Below are 18669 nucleotides of genomic sequence, written 5' to 3'. Positions count from 1 at the left end.
TGTATGGAATTTGAAGGAAAAGTTGCAGTAATTACTGGAGGCGTTCATGGCATAGGGAAAGCTATTGCTCAGGCGTTTAGCAGAGAGGGAGCCACTGTTTGTATCATTGACAGGGAGGAAAACCCTTATTTTATAGGAGATATTGGAGATCGGGAAACGTTGGAGGCTTTTGCAAAAAAAGTAATTGATCAGCATGGAAAGGTTGATTTTTTAATTAACAATGCCATGATCTCCATGGGAGGCATCAATGCCTGTGGATACGGTGCTTTTGATTATGCTTTGCGCATTGGCGTGGTAGCACCCTATTATCTAACAAAGCTTTTTCTTTCGTATTTTACTCCTCAAGCGGCAATTGTAAATATTTCTTCCACAAGAGACCGCATGAGTCAGCCAAATACAGAAAGCTATACTGCGGCAAAAGGGGCGCTTTCATCCATGACCCATGCTTTGGCCATCAGCCTTGGCGGTAGGGTAAGGGTGAATTCTATTTCACCCGGTTGGATTGACACGGCATATACCACCTATGACGGAGGGGATGCAGAACAGCACCCTGTGAAGCGGGTAGGAAATCCCTCGGATATTGCTGAGATGGCACTGTTTTTATGCAGTCAAAAGGCAGGGTTTATTACAGGGGAAAACATTTGCATTGATGGTGGAATGTCTCACCAAATGGTTTATCATAATGACTATGGTTGGAGCTTAGATAAATAATGGAGTATCCGTTTTGCTGTATTTGCATAACGGATGCTTTTTCATTTCAGGGATATTTTGTTTATTAAATGAAAAAAGCTTATTTCCAAACTAGCGGGAAATAAGCCCTTTTAAGTATTTATCTTCAAATACATGCTTTCCTAGCAATCAGTTTTTCTTTAATTTTTCCCATTCCTTTTCCTGAAAACCTACCAAAACAAAATCTTCCCCAATCACCAGAGGGCGTTTTACCAGCATTCCGTTTGTGCTTAAAAGTTGAAGCTGCTCCTCCTCGCTCATTTGGGGTAGTTTATCCTTTAATTGCAGTTCCTTGTATAAAAGGCCGCTGGTATTGAAAAATCTCTTTAAGGGTAGGCCGCTTAACTTCCACCAAAATTCCAACTCCTCTGCGGAGGGGTTTTGCTCAACCATATGGCGCTGGAAATATTCTATTTGTGCCGAATCCAACCATTTTTTTGCTTTGTTACTGGTACTGCATTTTGGGTAATGTAAAAAAACGAGACTCATCTCGCACCTCCTTTTTCAATAGTATAATACGTTCCCGTCCATTGGGCAAGATGAGATGGGATTGCATTTTCATAGGAACGGCTGTAAAATGAGTAAAAGTTGTATACATTTTGGGAATTTAAACCTTAACATAGGCAGATAGGAGGAATGAAACATGAATTTTGGTTTTATTGGAGCAGGGAATATGGTGGGTGCAATTGTGAAGGGCATGACTTTGGGTGCCGGGGCATACGAGGGAAAGAATATATTTTTGAGTAGCAAAAGCGTAGCCTCAGCAAAAACATTGGCGAAGGAATGTGGTGCAATTGCCTGCCAATCTTCAAAAGAGGTGATTGCTAACAGCGACGTAGTGCTTCTTGGAGTTAAACCAAATGTATTATCCTCCCTTTTGCCGGAACTAGAATGGGATTTCAAGGAAAAAAATCCCTTGATTGTTTCGATTGCTGCAGGAAAAACCTTAGAATATTTAGCAGGCTTCTTTCCCCAGGGAACACCCATTGTAAGAGTAATGCCAAATATTAATGCAAAAATCGGCGCCTCAACCACAGGACTTTGTGTAAATTCATTTGTAAGCCCTGAGCAGAAGCAGCTGGTGAAAGAGATTTTTGAAACAATAGGTACCGTTGCAGAAATTGAAGAAAGTCAATTTTCTATTTTCAGCGTAATCGGTGGAGCATCGGTAGCCTTTGCATACCTATACATGGATGCCTTGGCTCATGCTGCCCTTAAGGCAGGGATGCCCAAAAAACAAGCTTTACAGCTAACGGCAGAAACGGTATTAGGCAGTGCCAAAATGGTGTTGGAAAGTGGGGAAGCACCATGGCCGTTGATTGATCAGGTGTGCTCACCAGGAGGGACTACCATAGAGGGGGTTACTGCACTGCAAGGGGGAGGCTTTGAATCTATATTGGTAAAGGCCTTTGATGCAGTTCTGGCAAAAGATAAGGCAATTGGCGAGAAAAAATAAAGGATAGAGAATAGATGTTTATGTAATTTCCTGTATTGATTTTATTCGTGATATTATCTAAAGGAAGTATGAAAAATAAAGGATTTCTTTCAAGGTACAGCCATATTTTGTAATATGGTTTCTAATTTCCCGTTCTATAACATAAAAATATATAGGATAAAACGAAAAAGGGGAATTGAAATGTATCCAAATAATATGCAAAATAATATGAGAAATAACATGAGAAAGCCCATGAACCGAATGCCTGATATTACTGATTGTGGCCCTCAGCCTTTTGTGGTCAATATTGATAAAGTAACCAAACAGAATCAGAATTATCGTACTGCACTATGGACGGGAAACCATTTACAGCTAACACTAATGAGTATTCCTTCCGGTGGAGATATTGGGTTGGAAATGCATCCCGATGTGGATCAATTTATTCGTGTTGAGGACGGAACAGGCATTGTTCAGATGGGGAGCAGTAAGGATAAATTGGATTATCAACGTAATTTAGATAATGAGTATGCAATTTTCGTTCCTGCGGGAACCTGGCATAATGTTATTAATAACGGTAATAAACCATTAAAGTTATATACAATTTATGCGCCGCCTCATCACCCCAAGGGAACAGTTCAAGCTACAAAGCAAGATGCCCAGAAAAGTCATGATTAAAGATGTAGATGGTAAGTCCATAGACTTCTAAACACAAACCGCGAATTACTTGATTGGTAAATCGCGGTTTTTTTGTGTTACAATTAAACACAATACAGTTCAAACGAAAATATTTTCACAAATTTTAGAAGAAGCATGAAAATTGATCAAACTTCCAAGCATCCTTCTCTTTTACCAAAACAAAGGTATACTCCTCAGTGGTAAAGTCATTGATATTTTTTGGTGTTGTAAAAAAGGGGTCACCCTCATAGGCTTCTTGGGCTTTTGTATAATAAGCAGTGGCAGTGAAGGTAACTTCATTTTCCGTTTGCTGAATGGAATGGAATACATGCCCTGCATAAAGGATATTTGAACCTCTCCCTGCATCCAATAAATATAAAGCCCCGTCTTCACCCTTTATAAACCTTGATTGATCAGGGGTCAAAATGGTGTTATTTATAAAATCCTCTGTAAAATATTTTGACAGATGCTCGATAAAGGCATCGTAGGAATCAAAGGCCGGTTCATCCACTTTATAATAAGTCAAATCTCCCTTCGTAAATGGTTGATTTACATCACAATGGAAGTTACCAAACACGATTTTTGTGTACATTTCGTCTGCACCCTGATATAGCGTTTTAAAAGTATCTTCCAAGGGAGGTAATCCATCTTGGGAAGAACTGTTGGTCTCCAAAGATTGGGGAGTGCTTGGAGAAGCCGAAGTAGCTCCTTTACAGCTTGATAAAATCAAAGGAAAAAGTAGGACAAAAATCATTAGAATGCTATGTTTTGCTTTCATAAAAGGACACCTTTCTTTTTAGTCTATTGCTTTTGATTAGTATAACATGGTTTTTTATTATAATTAAGCGTTTAGGAAGATTGACAAAAACAATTAAGAAAAAAGTTGATTTCGGCGTAAAAGAGGAATGATGATGATATTAATTCTTTATTGTAACCGTGGTGGATTAAAGATATTTTTCTACCGTTCATGAAAAGAGGACATTTTTGAGTAGTAAATGCCAAAGTGGTTTTTAAAGTTAAAACAATGATTGTTTCTTTGATCTTGTATGATATGCTCCTGTAATTTATCTTAATTTGCTTTTGGGTTGGTCTTTTGGTAATGTATAAAAGAAAGGTAAAGCTATAATTGCAGATCTAATTTTCTTACATAAAAGAGTAATGACTCAGTGCCAATAGAAAAGGATTAGGGAAAGCCTTTCATTTTAAATAGAAACCGGTGAATGGGAATGGCTGAAATTTTATATTTGCAAGTGAATATTGTGGGAATGATAATTATATATATAATGATTAGAAATCAGCAGACGATTGAAAATGGAACGGATAGGCAAAAGGCGTTTCGTTATTTGAATTATTCTGTTTTATTTGTGTTAATTTTGGATTCTGTTATGTGGTGCATTGATGGAAAAAAATTTTTGTTCTCTAAGGAAATTTACTGGTGCTTAGCCAGTATTTATTATTTTTTTCATTGCTTAGCTGGGCTTATGTGGTATGTGTACATATCTAAATTTTTTTACCAATGGAAAAAGCAAAATAAATGGTTACTATTATTTATGCATATCCCAATGATTTTAAATACCATCCTTATACTATTGAATGTTAAATATCCTCTATATTTTACCATTGGAGAAGATGCTGTTTATGCTAGAGAACGATTTTTTATGCTATCGTTCCTTGTAGTGATACCCTATATTGTGGTACCCTTTCTGCAATGCCTGAGGGTCTATCGAACCTCTGATAACATTTTGGAGCGGAAAGACTGCGCCTTGATTCTCAAAATACAGATATTGCCGGTGATAGGCGTCATCATCCAAGTTTTAATATATGGGATTTCTCTGATATGGATTTGTCAAGTACTAGCATTACTCTGCTTTTTTATTAATTTTCAAAATAAAATTATCTCCATGGATCCTTTGACCCAGCTGAATAACCGGTATCAGTTTAATGTATGCCTACAGAGCATTGATAAGGGCTTGACGAAGGGAGAAATGAATTCCATTATTTTTATTGATATAGACAAATTTAAAGGGATTAATGATCGATTTGGTCATGTATTTGGAGACAGAATCCTCATTCAGGTATCCGATATTTTAGTGAGTGCATGTAAAGGTAATGAGACAATAGTTGGTCGCTTTGGCGGGGATGAGTTCTATATATTTTGTAAACAATTAGCAAAGGATAAGATTATCGGGCGGATAAACCGTTATGTTCAGGATTATAATGGGGGGGATGTGGAAGGAGCGGAATTATCTTTGAGTATCGGTTCATCGGATTTTAATGGAAAGGAACGAAAGACACTAGAGGATATCTTGGAGCTTGCAGATAAAGCCATGTACAAAAATAAGATAAAATAGCGCCTTGCTTACGCTGTTCTGGAAAAGGCCAGCTACAGCCTTTAAAAAAGGGAGCCAAATATTGGCTCCCTGGAAGCCCCCACTGCATTGGGGGCTTATTTTTATGATAAAAATTGTAAGGTGAAATACACTTCTCTTCTCTTTTTTTGTTGCAGATTAATCTTGTTCTGCCATCTTCTTATAGGTCTGGTATTTTTCTTTTGCTTGTTCAGCAGCTTCTTTGAGGAGAACTTTTGCTGTTTCTGGGAAGGTACGAACCAAAGAGGAATAACGAACCTCACCCATAATAAAGTCATTATAATCCATGGTTGGCTCTTTGGAATCTAAAATGAACGGATTTTTACCTTCCTTTTTCAACTCAGGATTATAGCGATACAGGAACCAATAGCCTGCATCTACTGCCATTTTGCTTTCAACTTGGGCATTTGCCATACCCTTTGTAATGCCGTGGTTAATACATGGAGCATAGGCAATTATCAGGGATGGCCCTTTATATGCTTCTGCCTCTTTCATTGCTTTAATCAGCTGTGCAGGGTTAGCACCCATAGCAACCTGAGCAACGTAGATATAACCATAGCTCATTGCCAACAGGCCTAAATCCTTCTTCACTGTGGGCTTACCACCAGCGGCAAATTGAGCAACTGCACCAATAGGGGTCGCCTTGGAGGACTGACCGCCTGTATTGGAGTATACCTCGGTATCTACCACCAATACGTTTACGTCTGCCCCAGAAGCCAATACGTGGTCTAAACCACCATAACCAATGTCGTATGCCCAACCATCACCACCGTACATCCACATGGATTTCTTCGCAAGATGCTCTTTGTTATCCAAGAGGAACGCCTTTAACTCTGTACCTTCAGCAGGAACGGCTGCTTTTTCCAAAGCGATAATTAATGCTTGAGTATCCTCTTTGCTTCTGTGACCATCTTCATAGTGCTCAAACCAAACCTTTGCGGCGGTCTGTAAAGCTTCGTCCTTACAAAGCTCTAATAATTCTTTCAACTGCATTGCACAGCGTTCTCTTTGCTGTTCAACAGCCAAAACCATACCTAAGGAGAACTGGGCATTGTTTTCAAACAGAGAGTTGCTCCATGCAGGGCCCCAGCCGTCCTTATTTGTTGTATAAGGCACACAGGGGGCAGCAGCACCCCAAGCTTGGGTACAGCCAGTTGCATTGGCAAGATACATTCTGTCGCCATAGAGCTGTGTCATAAGCTTTGCATAAGGGGTTTCCCCACAGCCGGCACAAGCACCGGAGAACTCCAGTAAAGGCTGTTCAAACTGACTGCCTTTTACAGTATATTTATCCAGAGGATTTTCTTTATAGGAAAGAGACAAGGAATAATCCCAATTTGTCATTTCACCCAACTGAGAATCCAAAGGTTTCATGGTCAATGCTTTTTCCTTTGCGGGACATGCCACAACACACGCACCACAGCCCTGACAATCCAGAGGATCTACCTGAATGCGGTATTGATAGTTTGCTATCTCTCCAGCGCCGTTGGCCTTTTTTGTTTCATAGCCATAGGGTGCATTTTTTGCTTCTTCCTCAGTTAAAAGGAAGGGACGGATACAAGCGTGAGGGCAAACATAGGAGCACTGATTACACTGAATACAGTTGCTGATATTCCATTCAGGTACATCTATGGCAACACCACGCTTTTCGTAAGCGGAGGTTCCCAAAGGTGCGGTGCCGTCTTCTCTGCCTAAGAATACGGATACAGGCAGTGTATCTCCCTTTTGTGCATTCATAGGAATCAAAAGCTTCTCAATATATTCTGGTAGAATACGTTTCAAATCTTCCTTGTTCACTTCTGTTGCATTTTTCCAGCTTTCAGGCACATCTATTTTCACTAATCCGCTTAGGCCTGCATCTACAGCGGCGTAGTTCATATTTACAATTTTCTCGCCTTTTTTACCATAGGATTTCTCAATTGCGGCTTTCATATAGCCAAGAGCATCCTCCGCAGGAATAATGTTTGCCAGCTTAAAGAAAGCGGACTGCAACACGCTGTTTGTTCTGTTGCCCAGACCGATTTCACGACAAATTTCTACGGCATCAATGGTATAGAAAGAGATATTGTTATTCGCAATATATTTCTTTACATCAGTGGGCAGGTGTGCATCCAGTTCTTCCGGTTTCCAACCACAATTTAAAAGGAAGGTGCCGCCGGGTTTGATTTCGGAAACAATATCATACTTGCTTATGTATGACTGCTGATGGCAGGCAACAAAGTCTGCCTTAAATACCAAATAGCTGGAGCGAATAGGCACATTACCAAAACGCAAGTGGCTTTTTGTAATGCCGCCTGATTTTTTAGTGTCATATTCAAAGTATGCCTGCGCATATTTATCGGTATGGTCACCAATGATTTTAATGGAGTTTTTGTTAGCACCAACGGTACCATCGGAGCCAAGTCCCCAGAATTTACAAGCAATGGTGGAAGCATCCGTTACCTCAGGTTCTGCACCTACGGTGAGGGAGGTCATGCTGACATCATCGTTAATACCCACAGTAAAATGATTTTTGTGTGCGCCCTTCATGTTGTCAAATACAGAGACAATTTGAGCGGGGGTTACATCCTTTGAGGAAAGACCATATCTTCCTGCAAGGACTAAGGGCATTTTGCCTTTTTCCATCAAAGCGGAACAAACATCTTCGTAAAGAGGTTCCCCCAAAGCACCGGGTTCTTTGGTTCTATCCATAACAGTAATGATTTTTGCGCTTTCAGGCAGAGCCGCCATAAAATGCTCCATAGAGAAGGGGCGGTACAGATGAATCTGCAAGAAACCAACTTTTTCGCCTTTTTCGTTGAGATGCTCTACAACCTCTTGAATGGCACCGGAAACAGAGCCCATGGCAATAATCACATGCTCTGCATCAGCCGCACCAAAATAGTTAAACAGCTTATAGTTTCTGCCTGTGATTTCATTGATTTGGTTCATGTATGCTTCCACAATGGCAGGAAGGTTCTTATAAAAAGGAGAACATGCTTCTCTGTTTTGGAAGAAAACGTCGGGATTCTGTACGATAGAGCGCTGTACTGGACGTTCAGGATTCAATGCGTTTTTACGGAACTTGCGAAGGGCATCCTGATCCATCAGCTTTCCGATTTTTTCATAATCCATAACTTCAATTTTTTGCAGCTCATGGGAGGTGCGGAAGCCATCAAAGAAATGAATAAAGGGAACACTGCCTTTAATTGCTGCCAAGTGGGCAACACCGCCCAAATCCATAACTTCCTGAACGGAAGCGGAGGAGAGCATAGCACAGCCGATTTGACGACAGCTCATAACGTCGGAATGGTCGCCGAAAATGGAGAAGGCGTGGGTACCAACGGTTCTTGAGCTTACGTGAAATACGCCGGGCTTTAACTGCCCTGCAATACGATACATCGGTGGAATCATTAATAAAAGCCCTTGAGAGGCAGTATAAGTTGTTGTCAGCGTGCCTGCTTCCAATGCACCATGCATTGCGCCTGCCGCACCTGCTTCAGATTCCATTTCAACCAAGCGAACGGTTTGGCCGAAAAGATTCTTTTTGCCATTAGCCGCCCAAGTATCAACATGCTCAGCCATAGGGGAGGAAGGTGTAATGGGATAGATGGTTGCAACTTCTGTAAAAGCGTAAGAAATATACGCAGCAGCTTCGTTACCATCCATTGTTTTCATGATTTTTGCGCTCATGAGTAGGCTCCTTTCATATACAGTATACAAAATACAGTTAAAGATTTGCCTGCAACCAGCTTGGCCGGTACAGGTTAGAAAAACTTTGCTAAGCTGATGATAATGAATATAAATATCATTGTCAATATTTCACCAATATTATTTATTGGAAAACCGGTTAAATCCTTATTAAAAGCATTTTTTTGTTTATTTTTACTATATAGTAATTGTATTGAATTAAAAACATATATAATTATATTAAAATAGAAAATTATTTATGATTTTATATTCTAAAAATTAGTAGGGAAAAGGAACTAAAAATTGTACAAAAATATATACAATTTCTATTTTCCAGAAAGAAGGAGTTGGTAGCAGTGAAGGATAGGGTATTCAAAAAAACACAAATTGGTGAAATTGTATGACAAGAAATACATAAACAAGGCAAAGAAGGGGGATATCATATGAAAATCGCAGCAGTTCGTTTTTTAGAGAAAGAAGAGCGGGTAACACTACCTTGTTGGACGAATCTTTTAACGGAGAATTTACGAAATAAATACATTCTTTCAAAAAAACCCTTTACCATTGAAGAAAAAGAGGGCATATTACAAGGAATTTTATCTGTTTCAGATGGTCAGGGGCTGTCTGTACCTTGGAGAAACAAAGCAGAAGAATTGGCAAAAACTTTAGCGGCAGAGGGCGCAGGAATTATTATAACACCCAGTGAAGGGGAATTTCCTCAGAAGATTCTACCTATTGCCAAAGGGCGAATTTTGGCGGCATTGTTTGCCTTTGACGGTGCGGCGGAAGCTTTGCGGCGGCAGGGTAAAAATCCCGAAGAAGCTCATTTTCTAATTTCCGGTGCGGATTCGGAAATGTTACCCTTGGTGTTGGCAGGAATGGGAGATTATGTGAATCATCTTTCTTTTTTTGCAGATACTATGGGGGAGCTGGAGGAAATACAGGAGGAGCTGTTTGAAGAAAAGGGCTTGCGTACCGAAGTGTTTTCTTCCCCCAAAAACCCATTGTTTTCCGAAGCGGATGCTATTATTGTTTGCGGCATGGAGCAAACGGGTTATGAACACATTATAAAAAGATATGCAGTTTTTATTGATGCCGTAGGCAATCGACCCGTTTTGCGCAAGCTTTTGCAAAGGCGTTGGGATTCAGCGGCGGCAGAGGGGTTTTACTTTACCTATGCAGGACAGCAGGTGGAGGGAAGATGGGCTGAGGCATGGGCGTTTACACAGAACATGGATTTTCAAGGATTTTGGTTGGATCAATATCCCCCTGAAAAAGCAAAAGAGGTTTTTCGAGCATTAAAAGAGAGTGATTTTTCTGTTTGCGGGTTTTCAGCCTTGGGTAAGCGGGTGAAGATTGGCAAAATCAAAGAGGATTTGGACAATTTGGGGGATTAACATTGACACTCTTCTTTAAGTATTATATAATTTATCAATGAATTTTGAGGGTCAAGGCCCTCTTTTTTCCTTGTTTGTGCGATTTTGACAAGGAAAAGCAAAAAAAGCGGAGAGTTCCGGGAAAAAGGAGATGACAACGACCATGGCGGAAAAAAAGGTTGTTTTGACTTATGATGGTTTGAAAAAGCTGGAGGAAGAGCTGGAAAATTTGAAAACTGTCAAAAGAAAAGAAGTGGCAGAAAAGATTAAAGAAGCAAGAGGACAGGGAGACTTGTCTGAAAATGCGGAGTATGATGCTGCAAAGGAAGAACAGGCTGAAATTGAAGCAAGAATTGTTGTTCTTGAAAAAATGTTGCGTAATGCAGAGGTCATTGACGATGAAGAAGTATCCAACGAGGTGGTAAGCCTTGGTTCAACGATAGAGCTTCACGATATAGAATTTGATGAGATTATGACCTATACCATTGTTGGTTCCGCGGAAGCAGACCCTATGAATGGACGCATTTCCAATGAGTCTCCCGTAGGTATGGCTCTTTTAGGTCATTCCACCGGTGAAAGAATCAGCATTGAAACACCCGATGGTGAGGCTGTTTTTGAAATAGTATCGATTAAAAGATAAAAATTATGAGGTTGGCAGAATACAAAGGCCAAAAGGGAATGGAGGAAGAAACGTGGCAGAGCAAAACGAAAACGTACAGGAGAAGGAATTAACCCAGCAGGAGCTGAGTGAGCAGATTCTCATCCGTCGTGATAAACTGGCACAATTACAGGCAGAGGGGAAGGATCCTTTTGCAATTGTAAAATTTGATGTAACCCATCACAGCAACGAAATCAGAGATACCTTTGAGGAGTTGGAAAACAAGGATGTGGCAATTGCAGGCCGCTTGATGAGCAAACGTATTATGGGGAAGGCATCCTTTTGCAATATTCAGGATCGTAACGGCAACATGCAGTCCTATGTGAGCCGTAACGATATTGGAGATGAGGAATATGCCGCTTTTAAAAAGTTTGACATTGGCGACATTGTGGGCATTAAAGGCTTTGTTTTCCGTACAAAGACAGGGGAAATATCTGTGCATGCTAAGGAGGTTACTCTTCTTTCCAAAAGCTTGCAGGTTCTGCCTGAGAAATTCCATGGCTTAAAGGATCAAGAAATGCGTTATCGCCAAAGATATATGGACTTGATTGTAAATCCTGAGGTAAGGGATACTTTTATTAAGCGTTCTAAAATTATTAGCGAAATCAGAAGATTTTTAGATGGAAAGGGCTTTTTGGAAGTGGAAACCCCTGTATTGCAGACCATTGCAGGTGGTGCATCAGCAAGACCTTTCATCACACATCATAATACATTGGATATTGATATGTATTGCCGTATTGCCCTTGAACTGCCCTTAAAGCGACTGATTGTAGGCGGTTTTGAAAGAGTTTATGAAATCGGCCGTGTATTCCGTAATGAAGGAATTTCTGTAAGACATAATCCTGAATTTACATTGATGGAGTTGTATCAGGCGTATACAGACTATAATGGCATGATGGATATTACTGAGCAAATGTTCCGCACCGTTGCACAAAATGTTTTGGGTGGAACAAAGGTTCAGTATGGTGGTCATGAATTGGATCTGGGTCAGCCTTTTGCAAGAAAAACTATGGTTTCTTTGGTTAAGGAATATACCGGTGTAGATTTTGATGTTGTAAAGGATACCGAGGAAGCAAAGACATTGGCGAAAGAACGCCATATTGCTTTTGAAGATCGTCATGTAAAAGGGGATATTCTGTTACTGTTCTTCGAAGAATTTGTGGAAAAGAATCTGGTTCAGCCTACTTTTGTTATTGATTATCCCGTTGAGGTATCTCCTTTGACAAAGAGAAAGCCTGAGAACCCTGATTATACTGACCGTTTTGAATTATTCATCGTAGGTCGTGAATATGCAAATGCATATTCCGAGTTGAATGACCCTATTGACCAGCGTGGACGTTTTGAATATCAAGAAATGCTGCGTGAAGCAGGGGACGATGAAGCCAATATGATTGATGAGGATTTCTTAACTGCATTGGAATATGGTATGCCTCCTACCGGTGGTTTGGGTGTAGGTATTGACCGTTTCGTTATGCTGTTGACAGAAGCAGTTTCTATTAGGGACGTTATTTTATTCCCTACCATGAGACCCCTTGATAAATAAATGAAATGAAAGAGCGCGGACATCATTAACTTAAGATTTCCGTGCTTTTTTTGTACCTTTTCCTTGGGAAACTTGATAATCCAGGCTAGAAGTAATCGGTATTCCGTGAGTTACCAGGCGCATCTCCTTATTTGGTGTGGAGAAATCATATTATTGGGGTATATGAGATTTTAAGAAGAACCTAATTTGAAGTGCAAAATACGCAACAAGAATTTTTTTCCTATGATGTCTTTTTCATAGACTTTGTTACACATTTCCTAAGGATTTATGCTATAATAAATACAATGCAATAAAACACAGTAAATCTTTTTACTATGGCTTTTTAATGAAGGAAATAGGAGATTAAAAAACTTGGAATAGTTTAGACTATTATAATCTATTTTTTATATGAAAAGGGGTAAGAAGATATACCGCTTTTCAAGGTTATCTATGCAAGCTTAAAGGATAAAAGAAATAGATCTTTTTTCCAAGTGTATTTTTTGGTATCAGGAACTTGGACAAGTATTTTTCTCTTTTTTTTAAGAATTTATGGCACGTTAATATGATATAATGGAAATAGTGTCATATTTCCAAGGGGTAGGGTGTGTATATGGAGGCATTAAAAGGTTTATTTGACAATTTAGGGGTAACAGGCTTTGTTCGGCCATCCATTGGATTTTCGGATATTTTAGATATTCTGATTGTTGCCTATATTATTTATAAAATTATATTTTGGATTAAAGAAACAAGGGCATGGGTGTTGTTTAAGGGAATATTGGTCATTCTTGCCTTGGCAGCCATCGCTGCCATTTTACAGCTGCACACAATTATTTGGATATTGTCAAATACCATTTCTGTTGGTATTATTGCAGTGATTGTTGTGTTTCAGCCAGAGCTTAGAAAAGCTTTGGAACAGCTGGGAAAAGGGCGGTTTTTTTCGTATTTCATTCGTACTGATGAGGAAGACAGTCAAAAGGCCACTACCAGAACAGTGGATGAAATCATCAAGGCTGCAGACAAAATGGGGGCGGTAAAGACCGGTGCCTTAATTTTGATAGAGCAGGAGGTGCCTTTGGGGGATTTGGAGAGGACTGGAATTCCCATTGATGCATTAATTTCCAGCCAGTTATTAATCAATATTTTTGAACATAACACGCCGTTGCATGACGGTGCCGTAATTATACGCAGAAATCGGGTTGCAGCGGCAACCTGCTTTTTGCCTTTAACCGACAGCAATGAAATCAGCATGGAATTGGGCACAAGACATCGGGCGGCTATAGGTGCCAGTGAGGTTTCAGACGCTTATGTTATTGTTGTTTCTGAGGAAACAGGGTCTATTTCTGTGGCTAGAGGTGGTGTTCTTTACCGGGATTTAACTGCAGATCAATTAAGAACAATGCTTTCACAAACCAAGAAAGTTGGCAAGAAGAAACTCACTTTTTGGAAAGGAAGGCAGGATAAATGAAAAAATTTCAAGAAGCACTGATGAAAGACTTGGGATGGAAGCTGCTTTCCATAGGCATCGCCACTATCATGTGGTTTATGGTAATTAATATCAATCAGCCTGTTGACACAAGGACCTATTCCAAGTATATTACATTAGACAATATGGAGGTCTTGACGGACCGAGGCCTGACGGCAAGAAATGCGGAAGATATCGCCGCAACAAAGGTGAATATTAAAATCAAGGCACAACGTACCTCTTTGGATCGCTTAAACCAGTCTAACGATTGGCTTCAAGTTTCTGTGGACTTTTCTGGACTGCAAAATGCTATGGCGGGAGATACGGTTTCTTTGCCTGTGAAGGTAGAAATGCTTGGGGGATATAGTGGATATACCATTGTGAGTAAGGCCCCTGCAAATATTCAAGTGAGCATCGAAAGGTTAGCAAGTAAGGAGCTTCCTATTGAAATCACGTTAAATGGAGAGCTATCCAAGAATGCTTTGTACTCTGCCCCTGTTTTGAGTGCAGATACTGTTTGGGTGAAGGGCCCTGCATCGGCAGTGGAGCGGGTTACAGCAGTACGAGGTGTAATTAATGCCCAGGATGTTCAAGGGGACGTGCAACTGAATGCTAAGCTGGTTCCTTATGATTCCCATGGAACCCAAGTGAAGGGTGTGAAGCTAGGCACATCTGATGTTACTGTGATTTATGGTGCGCTGGGTTTAAAATCTATTCCCATTAAGGTGAATATTTCCGGTACCCCTGGGGATGGTTTTGAATTGGGTGAAACAACCTGCACCCCTCAAACAATAGAAGTGGTTGCAAACCCTGAAATTTTAAAAGATTTTATTTATCTTCAATTGCCTGATATTGATATTTCAGGAAGTAGTAGCACCCAGCGAAAGAGCTTTGCTGTGGCGGATTATCTTCCTGAGGGGATAGCCATTAAAGATGGAAGCAGCCCAACCATACAGGTAAATGTGCAAGTATTGGCTGCAAACAGCCGTGAGATTGTGGTTCGTTCAAATCAGCTTACCGTACTAAAAGGTGAAAGTGGAATGAGTTATGAAATCAGCGGCAGTGCCAAAGTTGTGATAACAGGTGAGGAAACATTGATTAATAATATAGACGAGAGTACCCTTACGGGTACTGTGGATGTAAGTGGTCTTTCTGTGGGGCACCACAAGGTGCCGATTACCTTGAATTTAGCGGACGGCATCGCGGCTGGGTATGCATATATTGATGTTGCAATTTCCCAAGAAGGGGACGCATCCGATAGTGAATCATGATTTTTTTTGGAGGAAATATAAATGGGTAGATTATTTGGTACTGATGGTGTTAGAGGCGTTGCCAATACGGAATTGACCGGGGAGATGGCATATCAGCTTGGTCGGGCTGGGGCATATGTTTTAACGAAGGAAAAGAAGCATGCGCCTCGTATTTTGGTGGCAATGGATACACGAATCAGTGGTGATATGCTGGAGTCTGCTTTGGTTGCAGGGATTTGCTCTGTTGGTGCCCATGCGGTGCTTGCGGGAGTAATTCCCACTCCTGCAGTGGCATATTTGGTGCGTCACTATCGTTTGGACGCCGGGGTAATGATTTCTGCATCCCATAATCCTGTTGAATATAATGGTATTAAGTTTTTTAGTGATCAGGGTTATAAATTGAGTGATGAACTGGAAGATGAAATAGAGGATATCGTTTTAAGCCGTATGGAGGTTTTGCCCTGTCCTACAGGGAGTGGAATTGGAACTAGAGGCTATGCAGAAGAAGCCCTGGATGATTATATTACATTCCTTAGAGATAGTACGAAAGAGCGTTTTCAAGGGATAAAGGTGGCACTGGATTGTGCCAATGGTGCTGCTTATAAAGCGGCACCGATTACAATGCTTGAGTTGGGTGCCCAGCTTTGCATCATACATAATGAACCCGATGGAACGAATATTAATGATAAGTGCGGTTCTACCCATATGGAGGATTTAGTGGCATTGGTGAAGGAAAATGGCGCTGATATTGGGTTTGCCTTTGATGGAGACGCAGACCGTTGCTTAGCAGTGGACGAAAATGGTGAACTGATTGACGGAGATAAAATTCTGGCCATATGTGGATGTGATATGAAGGCAAGGGGTGAATTGAAAAAAGACACCATTGTTGGAACGGTCATGTCTAACCTCGGGCTGACAATGATGGGACGAGAAAACGAAATATCTGTTTTACAAACTAATGTTGGTGACAGGTATGTTCTGGAAAGTATGCTGGCTGAGGGGTATAACTTAGGAGGAGAGCAATCAGGACATATTATTTTTCTGGATTACAACTCAACGGGAGATGGCGTTTTAACTGCAATTCAGCTTTTATCCGTTATGAATCGCAGTGGAAAAAAGGCATCCCAGTTGGCAAAAACCATGGAGGTAATGCCTCAGGTATTGGTGAATGCCCGGGTAAACAATGCCCGGAAGAATGAGTATATGGAGGTTCCTGAAATTAAAGCTGCTATCGAGGCATTGCAGGAGAAATTTTCTTCTGATGGAAGAGTTCTGATTCGCACTTCCGGTACGGAGCCTTTGGTAAGAGTAATGATTGAAGGCAAGGACAAAGAAGTGATGGAAAAGGAAGCCATGAAGTTAGCGGCTTTTATTGAGGAGAAGCTTCAGTAAAAAAATTCCCCTGCTATGGCATAAAACTACTTGACTGTGGCAGGGGATACGAATAAAATAGAAAAGGACTGCTTAGAGAGTTTCTGCTGTCTATTTTATTATTTGTCTCAGTAGCTCAGTTGGATAGAGCGTCCCCCTCCTAAGGGGAAGGCCGCAGGTTCGACTCCTGTCTGGGACATTATAATGGGTTGAAAATTCAAGATTTCTTGAGTTTTCAGCCCTTTTTTTGGCTTTAAGGCTTTGTTACTCAATGAGGAAGGACATCATAGCACGAAGAAAGACGACATATATTTCAGCGCTTTTACTCTTAATAGATTTTTTGCAATGGATGAAAAGGTATTTTCGAACTATTTTTTCTTTATATTTGATTACTTGACTGTAGGCGTGGTTATCCATATAATACTTTGAAAGGGGGTAAGGCAATGAGATTGGTTTTTTTTAGAAGTAGTCTTATAAAAAACGAGCATTCCATCTCTATTTTTGATAAATGAATTTCTAGCAGAGGATAACTGTATATCTTAACGGTATATAGTGTTAGAAATTATTTATCCAATAGAGAAAGGATGTTTTAAAATGAAAAATAATGTAGTTACCAGATTATCACCATCAGGAGTGAGCAAAGAGGTAGGAAACTATACCCATATAACAAAAATAAAGCCTAATGCAACTTTTTATACGTTTTCAGGTCAAATTGGAGCAGATTTAGGCGGTGATATTCCTGCTGATTTTAATCAACAAGTAGAAAATACATTTATAAATATATCAAACTTACTGAAAAGTGTGGATTTGGAACCAGACAATGTGATTAAGGTAAATATATGGTCAATAGAAGAAATAGACTGGGCGTATTTCGATAAAATATATTGTGAATTCTTTGGAGAAATTTCGCCTTCTATGACAATTGCCTATGTGAATGCCTTAGGTTTGGATTCAATAAAAATAGAAATAGAGATATGGGCTGCAGGATAAACGATACGGTTCTAGTATGTCTATTTATATGAATAAGAAAAGAGCGGGGAGAATGTTTCCCTGCTCTTTTTTACTTTATTTATGATTTAGATATGAAAAAGATATTGAACAGCCAGTGAAACAACAGAGACGGAAAGCCAACATAAGAAACCCAGCAATATAGGTTTCGCACCATTTTTCACCAATTTAATAATATTTGTGTTCAATCCAATTGCAGCCATGGCCATGACAATCATAAACTTTCCGGCTTGTGCAAGAAAATGAGTTGCATTGCTTGGAATAGGCAGGAAGGTATTTAATATGGATGCGCCAAGAAAACCAAGTACAAACCATGGAAATATTTTAGCGATGCTGTAATTTGCATTTTCTCCTGCATTCCTTTTTGAAGTAATAACCGCCAGAACAAGGGTAATGGGAACAATGGCCAGGGTTCTTGTCAGTTTCACAATGACGGATAGATTTCCTGCGGTATCACTAAAAGCATAGCCTGCAGCAACCACCGAAGAGGTATCATTCACTGCGGTTCCTGCCCAGAGGCCAAAGGTGTGGTCAGTCATTCCAAACAGGTGTCCTAAAGCAGGAAACAGGAACGCAGCAATTACATTAAAGAGAAAGATTGTAGAAATAGAACGGGCGATTTCTTCATCGTTGGCATGAATAACGGGTGCTGTTGCAGCAATGGCAGAGCCGCCGCAAATGGCAGAGCCAACACCAATCAGCGTTTTTGTATTTCCATCCAGCTTAAGAAGCTTCCCTGCAAACAATGCGGTTAAAAACGCTGCGGATAGGGTAAATACCATAAGCAAGAGTGTTTGCTTTCCAACACTAAAAATATTAAATAAGTTCATTTCAAATCCTAAAAGTATAATAGCGTATTGCAGAATTTTTTTTGAGGTAAATTGAATACCTTCGTTCAAATGGGTTGGTCTATTCCAAAAAGCCAGAATCATACCGAACAATATCCCTAAGACAGGACTGCCTATGATAGGAAATGCCTTACCAATCAGCCACGCAGGAATGGCAATGCACCCTGCAAGAAGGATTCCCCCAATTTTTCTTTTAACCATATTTGTTCTTCTCCTTTATTTGGTTTTATACTTGTTTGTATTATACCTCTTGCACAATAATAATTAAAATATTATTATAAGATAATATTGATAAGT

At 40.1% G+C, this 18669-nt stretch carries 14 protein-coding genes, 1 tRNA gene and 1 pseudogene; 12 read left to right on the top strand and 4 right to left on the bottom strand.

Going from position 1 to position 18669, the window contains the following annotated elements; translation table 11 throughout:
• Positions 1-3 precede the first annotated feature (3 nt).
• On the top strand, positions 4-711 hold the full coding sequence (locus tag NE558_RS02945; RefSeq protein WP_256148422.1) for an SDR family oxidoreductase: 708 nt from the start codon (positions 4-6) through the stop codon (positions 709-711).
• 147 nt (positions 712-858) lie between these two features.
• Here the strand turns inward: NE558_RS02945 and NE558_RS02940 are convergent, their stop codons facing one another.
• Positions 859-1218 carry an arsenate reductase family protein gene (locus tag NE558_RS02940; protein ID WP_256148421.1) on the bottom strand — a complete coding sequence of 120 codons (360 nt, stop codon included), beginning with the start codon at positions 1216-1218 and terminating at the stop codon, positions 859-861.
• A gap of 154 nt (positions 1219-1372) precedes the next feature.
• Between NE558_RS02940 and proC the strand changes: the two genes are divergently transcribed.
• Both proC and NE558_RS02930 read left to right on the top strand, forming a co-directional pair.
• Positions 1373-2185: a pyrroline-5-carboxylate reductase gene (gene proC, locus NE558_RS02935; RefSeq protein WP_256148420.1), complete on the top strand. Its 813-nt coding sequence runs from the start codon at positions 1373-1375 to the stop codon at positions 2183-2185.
• A gap of 240 nt (positions 2186-2425) precedes the next feature.
• Positions 2426-2839: a cupin domain-containing protein gene (locus NE558_RS02930; RefSeq protein WP_420314582.1), complete on the top strand. Its 414-nt coding sequence runs from the start codon at positions 2426-2428 to the stop codon at positions 2837-2839.
• 124 nt (positions 2840-2963) lie between these two features.
• Here the strand turns inward: NE558_RS02930 and NE558_RS02925 are convergent, their stop codons facing one another.
• Positions 2964-3617 carry an IseA DL-endopeptidase inhibitor family protein gene (locus NE558_RS02925; protein WP_256148419.1) on the bottom strand — a complete coding sequence of 218 codons (654 nt, stop codon included), beginning with the start codon at positions 3615-3617 and terminating at the stop codon, positions 2964-2966.
• Positions 3618-4065: 448 nt separating this feature from the next.
• Between NE558_RS02925 and NE558_RS02920 the strand changes: the two genes are divergently transcribed.
• Positions 4066-5190, top strand: a complete 1125-nt coding sequence (locus NE558_RS02920; protein WP_256148418.1) for a GGDEF domain-containing protein — start codon at positions 4066-4068, stop codon at positions 5188-5190.
• 156 nt (positions 5191-5346) lie between these two features.
• Here the strand turns inward: NE558_RS02920 and nifJ are convergent, their stop codons facing one another.
• Complete coding sequence (nifJ, locus tag NE558_RS02915; RefSeq protein ID WP_256148417.1) at positions 5347-8880, bottom strand: pyruvate:ferredoxin (flavodoxin) oxidoreductase; 3534 nt, start codon at positions 8878-8880, stop codon at positions 5347-5349.
• Positions 8881-9320: 440 nt separating this feature from the next.
• Here nifJ and NE558_RS02910 point away from each other — a divergent pair, with 440 nt between their 5' ends.
• The 8 genes and pseudogenes from NE558_RS02910 (at position 9321) to NE558_RS02875 (ending at position 17506) form a co-directional block, all read left to right on the top strand.
• On the top strand, positions 9321-10274 hold the full coding sequence (locus NE558_RS02910) for a hypothetical protein (RefSeq protein WP_256148416.1): 954 nt from the start codon (positions 9321-9323) through the stop codon (positions 10272-10274).
• A gap of 142 nt (positions 10275-10416) precedes the next feature.
• Positions 10417-10893 (top strand): transcription elongation factor GreA, encoded by a 477-nt coding sequence (gene greA, locus NE558_RS02905; RefSeq protein WP_256148415.1) that lies wholly within the window; start codon positions 10417-10419, stop codon positions 10891-10893.
• A 103-nt stretch (positions 10894-10996) separates the two neighbouring features.
• Positions 10997-12439: pseudogene (gene lysS, locus NE558_RS02900) on the top strand (lysine--tRNA ligase); the annotation flags it as partial.
• Between the two features lie 604 nt (positions 12440-13043).
• Entirely contained in the window at positions 13044-13898 is an 855-nt protein-coding gene (gene cdaA / locus NE558_RS02895; RefSeq protein ID WP_256148413.1) for a diadenylate cyclase CdaA, read from the top strand.
• Positions 13895-15166, top strand: coding sequence for a YbbR-like domain-containing protein (locus tag NE558_RS02890; protein ID WP_256148412.1), 1272 nt, complete (start codon positions 13895-13897; stop codon positions 15164-15166). Before cdaA ends, NE558_RS02890 begins: the two co-directional genes overlap by 4 nt.
• 21 nt (positions 15167-15187) lie before the next feature.
• Complete coding sequence (gene glmM / locus NE558_RS02885) at positions 15188-16537, top strand: phosphoglucosamine mutase (RefSeq protein WP_256148411.1); 1350 nt, start codon at positions 15188-15190, stop codon at positions 16535-16537.
• 104 nt (positions 16538-16641) lie between these two features.
• Positions 16642-16715: transfer RNA gene (locus NE558_RS02880), tRNA-Arg, on the top strand.
• A 395-nt stretch (positions 16716-17110) separates the two neighbouring features.
• Positions 17111-17506 (top strand): RidA family protein, encoded by a 396-nt coding sequence (locus tag NE558_RS02875; protein ID WP_256148410.1) that lies wholly within the window; start codon positions 17111-17113, stop codon positions 17504-17506.
• 86 nt (positions 17507-17592) lie between these two features.
• On the opposite strand, the gene NE558_RS02870 is transcribed toward NE558_RS02875, so the two are convergent.
• Positions 17593-18573, bottom strand: coding sequence for a YeiH family protein (locus NE558_RS02870; RefSeq protein ID WP_256148409.1), 981 nt, complete (start codon positions 18571-18573; stop codon positions 17593-17595).
• Positions 18574-18669: the final 96 nt, after the last annotated feature.

Origin of the sequence: Anaerotignum propionicum (assembly GCF_024461735.1) — a bacterium.
Classification (GTDB): domain Bacteria; phylum Bacillota; class Clostridia; order Lachnospirales; family Anaerotignaceae; genus Chakrabartyella.
This window is presented reverse-complemented; position numbering and strand designations above follow the sequence as displayed.